We start from the raw sequence: 15,516 nt of genomic DNA, 5'->3' as shown, positions 1-15,516 counted from the left end.
TCAAGCCCGGTCGGGAAGCTCCTGGGCGGCTCGGCGGAGGCCGCTTGCCAGCCTGCTGCCGTGCTTCTAAGAATGGCGGCTCCTCCGACGCCCTTGCGGTCGGGCGCCGGGAGCTTCGCGATCACCGGATGAGGTCACGCATGAAGAAGCACCGTAAGAAGACGCACCGTCGGAAGATAGCCGTCGCCTTCGGGGCGCTTGCCATCGTGGGCGCGCCGACCGCCGCCATGGCGTGCTGGGGCCCGCAGGACGCCGGCTCCGCGCCGGCCGCCGCGACCCGGCAGGACGGCCGCTTGCGGCCGGGAGCCCCTCTCGGCGACCCCGGCTCGCAGCCGCCCGCGCAGGACCCGGGCCAGGCAGACGCGCCCGTCGCCCCCGATACGGAACCGGCTGCTCCTGCGGAACCCGTCGCCCAGCCCGTCCCTCGGCCGGTCGCCCCGACCACACCGCCGGTCAGGCCGCAGCCGGTGGAACCCGTGGAGCCCGTGGAGCCCCCGGCCGAACCGGTCGAGCCGATCGAGCCGTCCGCTCCGGATAGCTCCTCTGCGCCCTCCGGAGCTCAGGCCCAGGTCCTCGCCCTCGTCAACGAGGAGCGCGCCGCCGTCGGATGCCCGGCGCTCACCGTCAACGCGGAGCTCACGAAGGCCGCCCAGAACCACAGCGCGGACATGGCCACCCACGGCAACATGTCCCACACGGGCTCCGACGGTTCCGATCCGGGCCTGCGCATCACCCGAGCCGGGTACGAGTGGAGGACGTACGGCGAGAACGTCGCCTACGGCTACGGCACCGCCGCGAAGGTCATGGAGGGCTGGATGAACAGCCCGGGCCACAAGCGGAACATCCTCGACTGCTCCTTCAAGGAGATCGGCATCGGCCTCGCACAGCCGGGCCAGTACTGGACGCAGGACTTCGGCGCGGCGCGCTGACCTGGCAACCTCGCCAGGGCCTCGTGGCCTGACCCCGAAGGACACGGCCCGGGCCTCAGGTGGCGGGTGGCAGGCGGACCTGCAGGTCGAGGCCGCCGGTGGGGCGGGCGGCGGCTGTGGCGGTGCCGCACCGTGGGCGCGGGCGACGGAGCGGACCAGCGCGAGACCGAGGCCGCGGCCGCTGCCGACGCGGGGACTCGCCGGAGTCGTCGGAGCCGGCGAGCTGGAGGGCGGCCCGCGTGGTGGCGAGCGGGGCGAGGAGTTCGTGCGAGGCGTTCGCGGCGAACCTCTGGTGCGCGGCGAAGGACACCTCCAGGCCGTCATCGTCTCCACCTCGGGCTACTTCTTCCACCTGTGCCTGCGCGTCGGCGGCGTGATCCTGCTGCCCATGCTCGTCCATGGCCTGTAGGACACCAGCCTGTTCTCCAGCCAGGTCGGAGCGGAGCCCTCCGCCTGCCCCGGCCTCGTCCTGGTGGTCCTGCTCCAAATCGTCCTGATCGTCGTACTCTTCGTCCGCCGCCGCTCGGCCGAGCCCATCGCGGCCGTGGCCGAAGCCCGGAGCCCCGCCCACCGGCGGTGATGTCGCGCCGACCGCGCCCGGGCCGGCCCTGACGGGGTCCGGGCCGGGCGCGGTCTCACAGGTCCTGGATCCGCCGGAAAGGCCGGTCCGCCTCGAGCGCGAACGCGACGTCCAGCAGCTTGCGTTCACTGCCTGGGCGGCCTGCGAACATGACGCCGATGGGCAGCCCGTCCTGCGTCGCGCTCGCGGCGGGCACCGAGATCGACGGGGTGCCCACGACGTTGTCGACCGGCGTGAACGCCACGTAGGCGAGGATCCGTTCCATCAGCGCCTGGTAGGGAACGTCCGGGCTGAGGTGACCGAGCGGCGGCGTGGTGTGGGCGAGCACGGGCGAGAGCACGAGGTCGAGCCCGCGGAACCCCGCCGCGTACGCCTCCCTCGTGCGCTTCAACCTCCGCAGCACGCCCGGGGTCCGGTGCCAGTTCGCCAGGTACGTCTCGCGCAGGCCCCTGCTGAGACCGTCCATGCGATGCCGGTCGAAATCCGTACCGAGGCTGCGGCCCGTGACACCGATGAGGAACGACAGCATCCCCCAGTACGCGAGGAAGTCCTCGGTGAAGCGGGGGTCGAAGGCCAACTCCACCGGCTCCACGCCGTGTCCGAGCCGTTCGAGCCGGGCCGCGGTCTCCGTGACGGCCGTCCGGGTGGCGGTGTCGGCGGGGACACCGTTCGGCGAGTCCAGCAGGAAGCCGATGCGCAGCCGTTGGCCCGAAGGGCCTTCGACCAGGCCCAGCGGCGGTAGCTTCGGGTTCCGCCAGTACGTCTCGGCGGAGGCGAGGAACGCCGCGGTGTCCCGCACGGAGCGGCTCACGATTCCGTCGGAGATGATTTCGAGCGGCAGTTGGCGGCTCTGCGCGTTCGCCACGACCCGGCCGCGGGTCGGCTTGAGGCCGATGAGCCCGCAGCAGGCGGCGGGTATTCGGATCGACCCGCCGCCGTCGTTGGCGTGTGCGATGGGCACCGCTCCGGCGGCGACGAGGGCCGCGCTGCCGCCCGAGGAACCGCCCGCCGAGTAGTCCGTGTGCCACGGGTTGCGCACAGGGGCGGCGCCTTCGTACTCCGTGGACGGGCTGAACCCGAACTCCGGCAGCCGGGACTTGCCCAGTACGGTGACCCCGCTGCTCAAGAACTGCCGGGCGAACGGCGCGTGCCGGCGCGCGGCGCCCGGCGTGAAGGCCGCGCTGCCGTGGCCGGTCGGCGACCCCTGGTAGTCGGTGTTGTCCTTGACGAAGGTCGGAACTCCGGCGAACGCCCCGGCCGCCCCGGTCGTCCCGTCCCTGTGCGCCGGGAAGTCGCTGTGGTCCTGGACCGCGTTGAGCCGCGCGTCGACCACCCGTACCCGCTCCGCCGCGTCCCGGGCGACCTCGGCGGCACCGACCTCACCCCGCCTGATCGCCGCGGCGAGTCCGACGGCGTCGTGCTCTCCCAGGGAGTCGTCCCGGAAGGCGTGCACCGTCGTTGCTTCCTCGAATGTCGTCACCGCTACCTCAGCCCCCGGCCGTATGGATGGTGCCCGCCATCATTGCCTACCGCCGAGTAACGGGCGAGGGTTCCGCTGATTCGATACGCCGGGCCCGCCAGGCCCCACAAGTGCGTGAAGGGAACAACGCCATGGACTACCGTCTCGAACTGATTCCGATCCCCGTCACCGACGTCGATCGCGCCAAGGCCTTCTACTCGACCCTGCTCGGCTTCACCGTCGACCTCGACTTCAGTCCTACCGAGGCGTTCCGGGTCGTCCAGCTGACGCCGCCGGGGTCCGCCTGTTCGATCGCCATCGGTGTCGGCGTCGTCGCCACTCCCCCGGGTTCGGTCCAGGGCCTGCACCTCGTCGTCGACGACATCCACACCGCCCGGGCAGAGCTGCTGGGCCGCGGAGTCGAAATCGGGGAGGTGCGGGACATGACCGCACCGGGCAAGCCGGTGGTGTCCTACGCGGCGTTCAACGACCCGGACGGCAACGGCTGGACCCTGCAGCAACTGCCCCGCTGAGACCGGCCGTACGAGCGGTGCCCGGGCGAGGTGACCGAAGCCTCGCGGCGGAGTCCCTCGACGGCCGGACCGGTTCCGCTGTCACTGGCTCCGCGTACGGTCGGCGCATGGTCGATCAGCAGTGGACGGGTGTGCGCCGGCGTGTTGTCGCGTTGGGCGCGCGGGCGGACAGCGGTCAGGTATTCGGCTCTCTCGGGCACCGGTGGGTCTTGGAGGATCCGCTTTCGGCTGCCGAGCTTGCCGAGCTCGAAGCGCAGACGGGTGCGAGGCTGCCCGAGGACTACCGGGATTTCCTCACCGGTGTGGGCGCCGGTGGCGCGGGTCCCGCTTACGGTCTCTTCCCCGTGCGCCGCGTCCAGGGCCGCTGGCGCTGGGAGGGGGACGGCGCCGAGTTGGCTGATCCGTCCATGCTCGCCCGGCCCTTTCCTGGCCACGGGCCGGACCCCGAATCGCTCGCCGCGCTCCTTGCCGAGCGTCCTGAAGAGGAGGACTTCGACGCGAGCGAGGAGTTCGATGACGCCGTCGAGGCGTGGGACGAGCGCTGGGAAGCCGTGATGTTCGCCCCCGAGCGCACCGCCGGGGCCATCGTGATCTCCCACGTCGGCTGCGCCCAGAGGGAATGGCTGATCGTCAGCGGCGCCCACAGGGGCACCATCTGGTCCGACTGCCGGGCAGACGACACCGACCTCGCCCCGCTCGTCGATGACGACGGGAGGCCGCTCACCTTCGCAGGCTGGTACACCACCTGGCTGGAGGCGGCGGAGCTCACCTCACGGCAGTAGGTGCCGACGGCGCCGTGGGACGGGCGGATCGGCGTGGGGCGCGGGCGTCGGGCTCCGGGCGTCTCAGCCCCGGCGGCCCCAGGCCGTCATCATGCCCGGGCCGAGTTCGGCGAGTCGGTGCGAGGCCAGGTAGGACAGGGCTTCGTCGATCACGGCGGCGTCCACCCGGCCGGTCGCCTCGAGTTCAGGACGCATCCGGCTCCACGTCTGCGACCAGAATCGGGCCAGGGGATAGCCGGCCGGCGCGAAGAGCCCCAGGGCGCAGGCCAGGGCCCAGGTGCGGGGTAGAGCAGGGCCACGGCCGCTTCCAGTACCGCTTTCAGGGCCGATGCCGCCCGGGTGACCCGTACGGCGCCGGTCCGGTCGGAGCCGCGCGTAGCCGGGAGGCCACCACCCGAGGCCCGGACGGGCGCGGCCCGTGTGGGGCCGTCCCCCGGATCACTCCGGCTCGGTGCAGTCCGGGTCCGTGGCCAGCCGTAGGGCGAGGGCCTGCAGGATCTCCTCGGTCGACGTCTCGGGGTCCGTCTCCTCGTAGGCGTCAGCCACCTGCTCGAACGCCAGGATGAAGCCGTTGATCAGGGAGTTGATGGGGCCGGACAGCTGCTGCAGCACCGACAGGCCGATCTCCGCCGCGTCCCCGTCGACGGGTACGAGGAACTGGTCGGGGGTCACTTCGCCGAGCATGTCGGAGATGTAGTCCTGTCCGACGCCCGAGCGCAGTCCCGTCAGCGCGGCGATCGCCTTCAGCCTGGTGTCGTCGCCGGTCACCGGACGCGCCCGCCTTCGGGAAGCCTCGCCGGCCCGTCCGCCTTCCCGGGCTCGGCGGCCCTGCCCTCAGGCGAGGCTGCCCGCGCGAGGGCGGCCTCGCGCGTGGGCTCGGTCTCCAGCGCCGAGTCGGCGCCGGACATGCTCAGCAGCAGGGCGAACTGGCGGGGCACCGGGCCGACGAGTATCAGCGGGCCGGCCCGCCGCGCCTCGATGAGCGCGGCGAGAACGGTGGAGTCGGCGAACACCACCGCGGCGATGTCGACGACAGCGCAGACCCCGTCCCGTGCGGCGGCCGCCAGCGTCTCCCGGAGCGGCTCGACGCTGTACATGTCGAACTCTCCCGACAGCACGACGACCCGGACCCCGGCCTCCTCGAGGAGGACCTGCACGCGCGGCTCGTCGTAGCTCATGACCCCTCCTTCTCGTCTGCCGCCCCGGTGCTGCGCGGGCGGCCCGCACTGGGCCCCTGCCCGTGATCCGCGCGTTCATGCGGTCGGGCTGGACGGCGGTCCGGAAACGGTCGACGGGGCTCCCCGAACCGCTCGCCGCGAGGCGTCCCGACTGGTTTGTCGCCGGGATCTGCGGGCACCCGCTGACCGAACCCAGCAAACTCAAAACACGGCCCCGGAGTGGAGGCCCCCATGTCAACGAGCACACTGATCGCGATCATCGTCCCATCGGTGGTCGTACTGATCGCCCTCGCCGTCGGACTGTCGATGTTGTCCCGCCGACGCCACCTGCGCCGGCAGTTCGGACCCGAGTACGACCGTACGGTCGAGGCCGAAGGCGGCCGTCTGGCGGCGGAGCGGGAGCTGCACGCCCGCGAGCAACGCCATGAGGCCTTCGAGATCAAGGAGTTGTCCCCCGAGATCCACGACCGGTACGTACACGACTGGCGCGATGTACAGGAGCGCTTCGTGGACCGGCCCGAAGGAGCCGTCACCCAGGCGGACGAGCTGGTGTCGCGCCTGATGCGCGAACGCGGCTACCCGGCCGACGGCTACAGCGGGCGGGTACGGGACCTGTCGGTCGAGCACGGGCAGACCCTCGAGCACTACCGGGCAGCGCACACCGTGAATGTACGCAGCAACGAAGGACAGGCGACGACGGAGGAGCTGCGCGGGGCCATGGTCCACTACCGGGCCCTGTTCGAGGAGCTGCTCGGCACCCAAGGAGGTCGATGACATGCAGTTCGACGAGGACCGTAAGAACCGCAAGGTGGTCGGCGGGGCCGACCAGAACGAAGGCCTGACGACCGAAAGCCTGGCCCAACGAGGAGACCAGGCCGTATATCCGGGCGACGCCACGAAGGGCTGGGAGGGAACGCAGGACGTGCAGGAGGACGAGCGGCAGGATGCCCAGGGCGCTGCGGATGCGACGCAGGACAGCTCGCGGGTGCGGGACGTACCCGACGAGGACGCCCAGAACGGGACCGACGGCGGCGGCCGGTTCGACGAAGGTCGGTTTGACGAAGGTCGCTTTGACGACGATCGACCCGGCACGGTCCGCCCCGACGCCGTTCGGTCGGACACGTCCGCCGACGCAGGCGCGGGCGCGGGCGCCGAGGCAGGCTCCGCGGCCGCGGATGGCACCGTCGGCGGTCAGGGCGAGGAGGCCTTGCTGCCCCGGGGCGATGCGGAGGAGCTGCGGCTGCGGTGGAGCGAGGTCCAGGGCCGCTTCGTGGACGACCCGCAGGAAGCCGTCAGGTCGGCCGACCAGCTCGTCGCAGAGGTGATGCAGACGCTGGCCGGGACGTTCGCCACACGCAAGCAGGAACTGGAAGGCCAGTGGAGCCAGGGCCAGCCCGCCACGGAGGACCTGCGGCTCGCCCTGCAGCACTACCGGTCGTTCTTCAACCGGCTCCTGGCCACCTGAGCCCGGATGACGCCGGGAGCGATCCCTGCGCAGCGTGGGGCCGCCGCCGCATCCGCGGCGGCGGCCCCATGTTCGGCGGCACCGCGTCCGGGCTCGTCAGGACCGGGCGCCGGGAACCTCCAGGGGGTCGGCGGACGCCTTGGCCTTCGCGGCCTCCATCCGCTCGCCGAGCTCCTTCAGCTGGTTGCGACCCAGCGCCCTCCGCACCTCCGGGAACCATCCCTGTTCCTCTTGCTCGACGTGTTGGCGCACGTTCTCGATGAGTACGGTGGTCTTCGCGTCGAAGCGCTCGTCAGACGGGTCCAGCGTGCTGAGCTCGACGCACAACCACACGACGGCATGGTGTTCCGCCACGCTCTCGATCACGCGCTCGCCGGAGTCCGGAACGGCTTCGCGCGCCGCGGGATAGAAGATCTCTTCCTCGATGAGCGCATGGGTGGTCAGCTCGTCGATGATCCGATCGACTATCTCCTTCTTCTCCTGCACCGTGTCCTCGCCGACGCCCTCGAACCTCTTGAAGAGCTTCTCGACGGTCTTGTGGTCGTTGCGCAACAGCACGATGCCGTCCATGTCTGGTCGCCTCTTTCCGCGCCGGCTCCGCGGTGCCGTCCTCACTACCGCGAGACGCACGAGGCGCCTGCCCCGCACAAATGACGCAAAACGGAAGTACTCGTACGAATGACCGAACCGTACGCGCGTCGAGTGGGCACGCACGCCGAAACCTCCGGTCGGCGATACCGGCACGGGATCAGCACGTCGGGCGCCGCATGTTACAAGTCGGGACATTGCGGGCAAGTGCCTCCCGGAGAGAAAGAGAGACACTCACACGGAGCTCCACCATGACGGCCCCGAACCGGAACCAGCGAAAGCATCTCGATCTGCCACCCGACGTCCGCGCCGCGAGCCGCGCCCGCGACGCGACCGCGCATTTCCTGCACGACGCCGCCGGCGAACACGGAGAGCTGCTCCCCAGAGCCGCCGCGGAGAACGCGGCCCTCATCGTCACGGAACTCGTCACCAACGCCGTCCGGCACACCGACGGACCCTGCAGCCTCGACCTGTTCCTGCACGAAGGGATCCTGGACATCGATGTGACCGACACGAGCCCCACCCCGCCGGAAACCCGCCCGCCCCATGTGACGGGCACCGGCGGATGGGGCATGGTCCTCATCCACCACATGGCCCGGGCTCTCACCGTCCAGCAGACCCTCGGCGGCGGAAAGCGCGTCCACGCGGTCCTGACCCTGGTCCCCGAGGACGGCGCCTGAGCAATGGTGGACGTACCCCCGGCCCCAGGAGCTCCCGGACCGGTCCCGCCGGCCGAACGGCGACGGCGGGGCCCAGTGTCCGGGGTGTGTCCGGGGTAGGGCTCAACCGCCGAAGACGGTCACGAGCGCCTCGCAGAACGCGTCCAGGTCGTCCGGCTTGCGACTGGTGATGAGGGTGGACGGGGTGGCACGACAGATGTGGACGGGCTCGTCCACCCATGTGCCGCCCGCGTTGCGGATGTCGGTCGCCAGGCTGGGCCAGGAGGTCAGCGTGCGGTCGCCCACGACGTCCGCCTCCACCAGCAGCCAAGGAGCGTGACATATCGCCGCCACCGGCTTGCCCGACTCGAAGAATCCGCGGGCGAAGGCGACGGCGGAAGCGTTGGCCCGCAGGGCGTCGGGATTGGCCACTCCGCCCGGGAGGACGAGGGCGTCGAAGCTTTCCTCCGTACGGCCGGTAAGGACCCGGTCGACGGCGTACGTGCCGGCCTTGTCCAGATGCCGCATCGCCTGGACCCGCCCCGGCTCCGTCGAGACCAGCCGTGGGGTCCAGCCCGCTTCGAGAACGGCCTTCCAGGGTTCGGTCAGTTCGATCTCCTCGACGCCCTCGGGCGCCGTGAGGAATGCTATCCGCACAGGGCTCACGTCTCTCGTAGCCGGCTCTGTGGCTGGCTCCTGCCCAGAGCGGGACACCTCATGCGGCCTCGGAGCCCGCTCGGACCAGGGCGGGGGCCCGGCCGGCCGCTGTCCGGGCGAGCAGTCGGCAGACGGCGCGCTCCACCTCCCCGTGCGTGGCCGGCCTGCCGAAGGCGACGTCCTGCCCGAGCCGGTCGAGTGCCCGCCTGATCGTGACTCCGCGTTCGAAGAGCTCCACGACCCGGGGATTGATGTACGAGGCCCGGCAGACCGCCGGCGTGTTGCCGAGGTACCGGCTCACCTCCCGGACCGCCCGCGACACCGCCGTACGACGGCGTCCCGGCGATTCGTCGGCGACACCGGCCGAAACCGCGAGGGCAACAGCCGCCAGCACCGTGGCGTGCCAGGTCCGGAAGTCCTTCGCCGTGATGTCGCCTCCGCACGCGTCCCGGAGGTAGTCGTTCACGTCCTCGGCTCGCACGTCGTGCCAGGCGCCGCCTTCCCAGTACACGAACAGCTGGGCGCCTCCGTGGTGCCGCAGCAGTGCGCGCACGACGGCATAGGCAGCAGGATCCACCACGGCCCGCGTCTGTCGGCGGGAGGATTTGCCCGGGTAGTCGAAACAGACCTCGCCGCGGCTGCACGCGGCGTGTTCCCGGAGCAGGGTCGTCAGCCCGTAGGCCTGGTGATCGCGCCGGTACGACGTACCGCCGACCCGGAAGAAGCCCAGGTCGAGCAGGCGCGCGGCGCAGGCCAGGACCCGCTGCCGGGTCAGGCCGCGCCCCGCCAGGTCCGCCTCGATCCGTGTGCGCAGCCGGGGCAGCCGGGCGGCGACCTCCAGCACGTGTGCGTGCTTGGCCGCCTGCCGCTCCCGGAAGAGCTCGTGGTACAGGTACTGGCGCCGGCCGGCCTCATCGGTGCCCATGGCCTGGATGTGCCCGCCCGGCCAGGGGCAGATCCAGACGTCCGCCCAGGCCGGCGGGATCGCCAGCGCTCGCAGCCGGTCCCGTTCCCGGGCGTCCGTCAGCGGCGCACCGCCGGATCCAGGTACCTGAACCCCCGGCCGCGGCGTACCCGCGTGCATCCCGGGCGGTCAGGGCGGCTGACCCGCAGCCGGATGGCCCGCGGCCGGCCCACCCCGGCGCTCGTCACGGCCGGCGCCCCGAAGTCCTCGAGCACCGTCTCCTCGGCCCGGGCATGGCCGGTGATCTCCTCGGACCGTGTGCCATGGGTTGCTCCGTCCCGTATCCCGGCCGGGCGGTCAGGTGGTGGTCGGCGGACCTGCGCGGCGTCGTTGGCCTGGGCTTCGGAGCCCGCGGGCTCCGGTTTTCATGCGGCGAACGGGCCGGCATCGAGACGGTCCAAGAGGCCGGCCGGGTTCCGGTACACCGAGCGGGCCCCGGCCTCCTCCAGGTCCTTGCGGGGGATGCCCCCGCAGAGCAGGCCCACAGCAGTGACCCCGGCCCGGGCGGCGGCTTTCATGTCCCACACGCTGTCGCCGACGAACACCGCGCCCCGCGCCGGTGCGCCGACCAGGTCGAGTGCGTGGAATACCGGGTCCGGAGCCGGTTTGCCCTCGTCCACGTCGTCCGCGCTCGCAGCGGCGCTGATGGCGTCGTCGGCGTCGATGGCACGTCGGAGTGCTTGAAGTTCCTCGCTCCCGGCGGAGGTGACCAGCACGACCCGCCAGCCCCTGCCGGCGAGTGCGCGCAGCAGGTCGGCGGCGCGTTCGAAGGCGGTCAGCCGGTCGAAGTACGTCCCGTACAAGGTCTCGTGCGCGGCGCTCAGCGCGTCGTCCGCGCTCTTGTCCCGGTCCTTGCCGAGCAGGTGGTCGAGCAGGTCCTCGCCCGGCAAGCCCAGGGCATGGTGGATGGAGTACGCCGGTACGGTGTGCCCGGCCTGCCGTAGCGCCTCCCACCAGCACGTGACGTGCAGGTGGTTGGTGTCGGTGAGGGTCCCGTCCACGTCGAACAGCGCGGCGCGCGGCGTAGCGGAGGAGTTCATGGCCCGCTCCGGTTTCAGTGGCCCAGTTTCCGCTTGAGCTCGGCCTTGTTCATGGATGAGCGGCCGTGCAGGTTGCGGCGCCGGGCCTCGGAGTAGAGCTGGTCGTACGTCGGGCCCTGCGCCCCGCTGTGCGAGCGCTGCCCACCGCGCTTGGAGGAGGACATGTCCTCGATCGAGCTCTTGCTGGCCGTCTTGGACTCCCCCGCACGCGCCCGCTCCTTGTTGACCGTACGGGCGGCGATCTCCTTGGCGTGCTCGGTGCTCTCCCCGCGCTGTTCCGCGCTCTCCTTGATGTGCTCGTACTGGCGTTCCCGCTTGGGGCTCGATCCGCGAGGCATGGCGACTCCTTCGGTGGCGGTGGCGGTCGGCAGGGGCACGAACCGTCGATCCGGTGCCGGACCCTGATACCGGGCCGGACCATTCGGGCGCCTACCCCCTCGACCGGCCCCTACGCCCGCCCCCTCGCGCCGACGGAAGCGGCCCGAGGGCTCAGGCCCCCTCTTCACGGGGCCGCAGCACGGGCACGGTGTCCGGCGAAGCCCCGGATACCGAGGACGGTGTCAGGCGAAGCCCCGCCCCTTTTGATGTGCAAAGTGCGGGATCTCGGGTAGACGCGGGCCATGATCGCCTCCGATTTCCTCGCAGCCTCCGGCTTCCCGTCCCTCTTCCTGGTCCTCGCGGGCGTGGTCGTGGCCGCCGTCCTGATCGCCGCCTTCTGGTACGGAAGCAGGCGTACGGCAGCCCGCAAGGACCCCGGTGCCCGGCCGCCGGACCAGAGTCCCCCCGCCCGGGCCCGCCAGGATTCCTGGCAGACACCGGACGGGGACTCCGGCAACGACCCCGGCTCCCAGCCGCGCCCCTGACCCTGCGCCGTCCGGCCGGGGCCTCCGCCGAGGAGGCCCCGGCCGTACCGATGGCTACGCTCCGCATGCGGGCCGCAGGGGACACGGTCCTGGGCGCCGACATCCTGATCCTGTCGACACCGATCTGGCTGGAGCCTCGACAAAACCCCGGAGACCGCCGCCAACAGTCAGAGTTCCGCCCGCGTGGCCGACTGGGCGGCCCGTATCGCGACGTTCGCCGCGTCCTCCACGAGTGGGGCGGGCGACCGGCCGGCTCCGCCGGCCAGGGTCCAGCCACACAGTGCCGCCCAGGCCAAGGCTGACGAGGCCGCCTTGGCCCGCTCGGAGCGGCCGGGCAGGAGAGCGCCGAAGAGCAGCGCGTCTCCCCCGTCGAGCGCAGCCCTGCAGAGCAACGCCGTACGCAGCGCCGCACCTGCCGGGGCCATGACCATGGCTGCTCCGACGACGGCGTCCCGGACCCCGAGGGCGCGGATGAGCAGTGCGGCGGAACCTTGTTCGGGCAGACCGCAGGGCCGGGCCAGTACCCGCGGATTCCAGGCGACAGCCACCCCGTATCCGAGGGTGGCCACGCCCATGACCCTGGCCGCTGTGGTGCGCATGCACATCACTCCGATCTCGTCGTGCTTCGCCGCAGGCTCCTTTCCCGGATCCACGCCTTGGCCGTCTTTTCGGATCTTGCCCGGTCCGCGGGCCGGGCAAGATCCGAAAGAGACGGCCAAGGCGTGGGCCTTCCCGAGCTCGGGCGCAGCCGCCGTCAGCCGCCTACGATTGCGCGCACGTTCTCGATGCGGCCGCAGTCGGCCGCGAGCTGCCGCTCGCGCTCGCGCAGGAAGGCCGCCCCGAGCTCGGCCCTCCGCTCGTCCGGCACGTTCTCCCTGGCCCCGTTGAGGATCGTCCGCTCCTCCTCGTCGAGGTGGTGGGAGACCGCTTTGACGAGGTCCTCCAAGCGCGTGTCCCACTCGTCGGAACCGACCTCGGACACCTCCAGCAGTGCGAGCAGCGCCTCGTTGCCCTCGGCGTGCTCCTCGGTCCCGTGCTCGACCTCTTCGTCGTCGACGTCCTTGAACCGCTTCAGCGCGCCGTACACCTCGGACTCCTCGGCCTCACCGTGCGCGATGAGCAGGGCGGAGAACTTCGCGAGGGCCCCCGCCCGGTCCGCTTCCACGCTGCGCATCCGACGGAAGAGGTCCTCCATCGTCCGGTGGTCCTTGAGGATCAGAGCGACGACGTCCTGGGGGTCCTGCTTGTTCGCTGCCATGTCACGTGCCTCCTGTGCTCGGATTTCTCTTCGCACGGCGCCTGCTCGATGACGGCGAGTTCAAACCCGGGCCTAAGGCCCGGCCGGACGCGGCGCCTGGCCGGTGGGTTCGCCCACCGGCCGGGCGACGGCCGTTGGAGGTCCTGCGGTGTCCAAGAGGTACGACTACCAGTAGTGGCGCCGCCCTCCGACCGCGTGTCCGACGGAGCCGAGGATCCACAGAACCGCGCCGATGATGACCAGGATGATTCCGATGGTCCAGAGGATGGAGATCCCTGTCAGGAATCCGATGAGCAGGAGGATGAGTCCGACGACAAGCATGATGGCCTCGTTCTCACATCGGGGATCCGGCGGACGGGTTCGATCCGCCGTGTGACTCAGCCCGCGTGTACCCGAGAATTCCGTCGATATCTGCGATTCTGCCCTGATCTTCTCCGGACGACGGACGGGGCGACGGACGGGCAGGCGAGGACAGGGACAGGGGCCAGGGGCCAGAGGCCACAGGCAGCCGGAGCCGGTACTGTCCTCGGCCTTGACACCGCTTAATTAATTCCGCTTCTATTCAAATTAAATACCGGCACCGTCACACGCACACCCGCGCTCCCTCCGCACCCACCCCCACCACCAGGAGGAGTACCTGTGTCAGCCCGCTCCAGGACGATGACCGCCGGCGCCCTCGCCGCCACCGCCGCCGTCCTGTTCGGCACACTGGCCGCCGCTCCGGCGTCGGCCCAGCCCCCCTCCCCCACGTACACCGTCGCCATCGGCGCCAAGGGCGCCTGGGGCAACCCCGACGACACCCCCGCCGCCACGTACATCGACAAGAACGGCGCGTTCTACTACCAGTCGGCCCACGCCCTGTACGCGGCCAACGACCCCCGCAAGTGGACCTTTTACACCGGCAAGGACTTCGATTCGGCCGGCCGCTCCAGCACGCTCAGCGACGCGGTCAACCCGGCGAACCCCAACGACCGCAACAACGACACCACGTGGCGGTGCAACAACAGCCCGACGGGCCGCGAGGCCACGTACGCCCCCGACACCTCGCACTACGCGCAGAAGAACTACTGCGACCTGATGGGCGTATGGGTGGACCCGGATACCGGCGACTGGTACGGGCTGGTCCACAACGAGTTCACCCCGCGGCCCTTCGGCGACGGCCTGCACTACGACGCGATCGACTACGCCGTGTCCAAGGACCAGGGCAAGACCTGGTCCATAAAGGACCACGTGCTGACGTCTCCGTACAGCACCCGCCGAGGCGACACCTCGGCGTTCCCGCACGAGACGTACCACTACGGCAACGGCGACGCGCGGCTCTTCGTGGACACCGCCTCCGGGTACTTCTACGTCTACTACAACTCCCGCGTCATCCCGAAGGGCGGCGTCCCCGGCGGGTGGACCTCGGGGAGCCGCGCGCACGTGGCCCGCGCGCCCATGTCCGGGAAGATGGCGCCCGGTTCCTGGCAGAAGTGGTACGACGGGGCCTGGTCCCAGCCCGGGACCGGAGGCCTGGAGAGCAACATGGAGCCGGTCGACGCAGGCCGCTCCACCGGCTACACCCCGGTCGCCCACGACTACGACCCGGCCAACGCCGGCACCGTCCAGGAGCAGCAGGCCGCCGGTGAACTGCCCGCCAAATCCGATCTGTTGACGATGAGCGTCGCCTACAACGCCTATCTCGGACTGTACGTGGGCGAGCCCGAGGCGGTCGACCAGGACGCCGGCGAGCCGCAGCGCTTCTACGTCACCGACAACCTCGCCACCCAGAAGTGGCGCCTGGCCGGCGACTCCGGCGGCTACCGGACCGGCTCCTGGTACCGCTGGATGCTGGACTCGGTCAACAAGACCGGTTCCACCATCGTCGGGAAGCAGTTCCGCTCCTACTGCTCGTTCTTCTGCTCCGAGGGCTCCGACGGCGAGTACTACGACACCGTCATCGACACCAGCGCCCCCGCCGCTCCCCTGGACCCGGGCAAGTCCTACACCATCGCCAACGGCGCCAACCGCTTCCTCTCCCAGGTGCAGGGCAGTACGGCCACGACCTCCCAGGCCTCGGCCGGCAGTTCCGCGCTCCGCCGCTGGGTCTTCACTCCGGGCGGCGACGGCTCGTACCGCATCGCCAACGCGTCCACGGGCCGGCTCCTGGGCGTCGACTCGAAGAACAACGCCGGGCGCGCCTGGGCCGCCAAGCCGACGGTGACGAAGGCGCCGGCGGGCGGGCCCACGGTCGGGCAGCAGTGGTTCGTCGTCCCCAACTCCACGGTGGACGGCGCCCCCACCGGCACCTACCGCCTGGTCAACCGGTACAGCGGCCTGGTCATCGGCATGTCGGCGACGAGCGGCCGCCTCGCCGAGACCACACCCACCCGCGAGTGGACCGACACCACCGGCACCTCGGTCGGCGGCGCACGCACCGCCGCGGAGCAGACCCTCACGCTCTCCGTCGCGGGACCCGCCGCCAAGGCCGGGAGCGTCGCCGCGGAATCCGCCCGCGCCGGCGGCCTCGACCCGCTCCGGCTCACCGGTCGCAAGGAGGACTGACCCCACGCTCGTAACCG

The 15,516-nt window shown here is 71.2% G+C and carries 21 protein-coding genes; 9 read left to right on the top strand and 12 right to left on the bottom strand.

The features are described from left to right. Positions 1 to 140 precede the first annotated feature (140 nt). Positions 141 to 929: a CAP domain-containing protein gene (locus OTB20_RS11605; protein ID WP_267817007.1), complete on the top strand. Its 789-nt coding sequence runs from the start codon at positions 141 to 143 to the stop codon at positions 927 to 929. 265 nt (positions 930 to 1,194) lie between these two features. Next, a complete protein-coding gene (locus OTB20_RS11600) occupies positions 1,195 to 1,338 on the top strand; it encodes a hypothetical protein (protein ID WP_267817142.1) in 144 nt (47 codons plus the stop codon). Positions 1,339 to 1,564: 226 nt separating this feature from the next. Here OTB20_RS11600 and OTB20_RS11595 read toward each other — a convergent pair whose 3' ends face one another. Then, the gene (locus OTB20_RS11595; RefSeq protein WP_267817005.1) at positions 1,565 to 2,989 is read right to left on the bottom strand and encodes an amidase; all 1,425 of its coding nucleotides are present in this window, start codon (positions 2,987 to 2,989) and stop codon (positions 1,565 to 1,567) included. A gap of 131 nt (positions 2,990 to 3,120) precedes the next feature. On the opposite strand from OTB20_RS11595, the gene OTB20_RS11590 reads away from it, so the two are divergent. Then, positions 3,121 to 3,501, top strand: a complete 381-nt coding sequence (locus tag OTB20_RS11590; protein WP_267817003.1) for a VOC family protein — start codon at positions 3,121 to 3,123, stop codon at positions 3,499 to 3,501. A gap of 107 nt (positions 3,502 to 3,608) precedes the next feature. Continuing rightward, complete coding sequence (locus tag OTB20_RS11585) at positions 3,609 to 4,283, top strand: SMI1/KNR4 family protein (protein ID WP_267817001.1); 675 nt, start codon at positions 3,609 to 3,611, stop codon at positions 4,281 to 4,283. Between the two features lie 63 nt (positions 4,284 to 4,346). On the opposite strand, the gene OTB20_RS11580 is transcribed toward OTB20_RS11585, so the two are convergent. The 3 genes from OTB20_RS11580 to OTB20_RS11570 all read right to left on the bottom strand — a co-directional run bounded on the left by OTB20_RS11580 (position 4,347) and on the right by OTB20_RS11570 (position 5,461). Further along, positions 4,347 to 4,478: a hypothetical protein gene (locus OTB20_RS11580; RefSeq protein WP_267817000.1), complete on the bottom strand. Its 132-nt coding sequence runs from the start codon at positions 4,476 to 4,478 to the stop codon at positions 4,347 to 4,349. Positions 4,479 to 4,721: 243 nt separating this feature from the next. Then, complete coding sequence (locus OTB20_RS11575) at positions 4,722 to 5,051, bottom strand: hypothetical protein (RefSeq protein WP_267757762.1); 330 nt, start codon at positions 5,049 to 5,051, stop codon at positions 4,722 to 4,724. Further along, positions 5,048 to 5,461 (bottom strand): STAS domain-containing protein, encoded by a 414-nt coding sequence (locus OTB20_RS11570; RefSeq protein ID WP_267816998.1) that lies wholly within the window; start codon positions 5,459 to 5,461, stop codon positions 5,048 to 5,050. The genes OTB20_RS11575 and OTB20_RS11570 overlap by 4 nt, the downstream gene beginning before the upstream one ends. Positions 5,462 to 5,692: 231 nt before the next feature. On the opposite strand from OTB20_RS11570, the gene OTB20_RS11565 reads away from it, so the two are divergent. Continuing rightward, positions 5,693 to 6,235 (top strand): hypothetical protein, encoded by a 543-nt coding sequence (locus OTB20_RS11565; RefSeq protein WP_267816996.1) that lies wholly within the window; start codon positions 5,693 to 5,695, stop codon positions 6,233 to 6,235. 1 nt (position 6,236) lies between these two features. Next, positions 6,237 to 6,926 carry a hypothetical protein gene (locus OTB20_RS11560; RefSeq protein WP_267816994.1) on the top strand — a complete coding sequence of 230 codons (690 nt, stop codon included), beginning with the start codon at positions 6,237 to 6,239 and terminating at the stop codon, positions 6,924 to 6,926. A gap of 96 nt (positions 6,927 to 7,022) precedes the next feature. Here OTB20_RS11560 and OTB20_RS11555 read toward each other — a convergent pair whose 3' ends face one another. Then, entirely contained in the window at positions 7,023 to 7,496 is a 474-nt protein-coding gene (locus OTB20_RS11555; RefSeq protein WP_267816992.1) for a hemerythrin domain-containing protein, read from the bottom strand. A gap of 269 nt (positions 7,497 to 7,765) precedes the next feature. Here OTB20_RS11555 and OTB20_RS11550 point away from each other — a divergent pair, with 269 nt between their 5' ends. Next, complete coding sequence (locus OTB20_RS11550) at positions 7,766 to 8,194, top strand: ATP-binding protein (protein ID WP_267816990.1); 429 nt, start codon at positions 7,766 to 7,768, stop codon at positions 8,192 to 8,194. 102 nt (positions 8,195 to 8,296) lie between these two features. Here OTB20_RS11550 and OTB20_RS11545 read toward each other — a convergent pair whose 3' ends face one another. From OTB20_RS11545 to OTB20_RS11530, 4 genes are all read right to left on the bottom strand, one after another. After that, complete coding sequence (locus OTB20_RS11545; RefSeq protein ID WP_267816988.1) at positions 8,297 to 8,830, bottom strand: type 1 glutamine amidotransferase domain-containing protein; 534 nt, start codon at positions 8,828 to 8,830, stop codon at positions 8,297 to 8,299. A 58-nt stretch (positions 8,831 to 8,888) separates the two neighbouring features. Beyond that, positions 8,889 to 9,914, bottom strand: a complete 1,026-nt coding sequence (locus OTB20_RS11540) for a DNA topoisomerase IB (RefSeq protein WP_324290360.1) — start codon at positions 9,912 to 9,914, stop codon at positions 8,889 to 8,891. Between the two features lie 245 nt (positions 9,915 to 10,159). Continuing rightward, positions 10,160 to 10,834, bottom strand: a complete 675-nt coding sequence (locus OTB20_RS11535) for an HAD family hydrolase (protein ID WP_267816986.1) — start codon at positions 10,832 to 10,834, stop codon at positions 10,160 to 10,162. Positions 10,835 to 10,848: 14 nt separating this feature from the next. Further along, positions 10,849 to 11,172, bottom strand: coding sequence for a plasmid stabilization protein (locus OTB20_RS11530; protein ID WP_267757752.1), 324 nt, complete (start codon positions 11,170 to 11,172; stop codon positions 10,849 to 10,851). Between the two features lie 282 nt (positions 11,173 to 11,454). Between OTB20_RS11530 and OTB20_RS11525 the strand changes: the two genes are divergently transcribed. Further along, on the top strand, positions 11,455 to 11,697 hold the full coding sequence (locus OTB20_RS11525; RefSeq protein WP_267757751.1) for a DUF6479 family protein: 243 nt from the start codon (positions 11,455 to 11,457) through the stop codon (positions 11,695 to 11,697). Positions 11,698 to 11,864: 167 nt separating this feature from the next. On the opposite strand, the gene OTB20_RS11520 is transcribed toward OTB20_RS11525, so the two are convergent. From OTB20_RS11520 to OTB20_RS11510, 3 genes are all read right to left on the bottom strand, one after another. Continuing rightward, positions 11,865 to 12,296, bottom strand: a complete 432-nt coding sequence (locus OTB20_RS11520) for a hypothetical protein (protein ID WP_267816985.1) — start codon at positions 12,294 to 12,296, stop codon at positions 11,865 to 11,867. A 155-nt stretch (positions 12,297 to 12,451) separates the two neighbouring features. Then, a complete protein-coding gene (locus OTB20_RS11515) occupies positions 12,452 to 12,955 on the bottom strand; it encodes a hemerythrin domain-containing protein (protein WP_267816984.1) in 504 nt (167 codons plus the stop codon). A 165-nt stretch (positions 12,956 to 13,120) separates the two neighbouring features. After that, on the bottom strand, positions 13,121 to 13,276 hold the full coding sequence (locus OTB20_RS11510) for a DUF6131 family protein (RefSeq protein WP_267757747.1): 156 nt from the start codon (positions 13,274 to 13,276) through the stop codon (positions 13,121 to 13,123). A 318-nt stretch (positions 13,277 to 13,594) separates the two neighbouring features. Here OTB20_RS11510 and OTB20_RS11505 point away from each other — a divergent pair, with 318 nt between their 5' ends. Beyond that, on the top strand, positions 13,595 to 15,499 hold the full coding sequence (locus OTB20_RS11505; RefSeq protein ID WP_267816982.1) for an RICIN domain-containing protein: 1,905 nt from the start codon (positions 13,595 to 13,597) through the stop codon (positions 15,497 to 15,499). Positions 15,500 to 15,516 lie beyond the last annotated feature (17 nt).

Source organism: Streptomyces sp. H27-H1, from assembly GCF_026627445.1.
Lineage (GTDB): Bacteria > Actinomycetota > Actinomycetes > Streptomycetales > Streptomycetaceae > Streptomyces.
The sequence above is the reverse complement of the archived record's forward strand: the minus strand, read 5'-3'. Positions and strand labels throughout refer to the sequence as shown.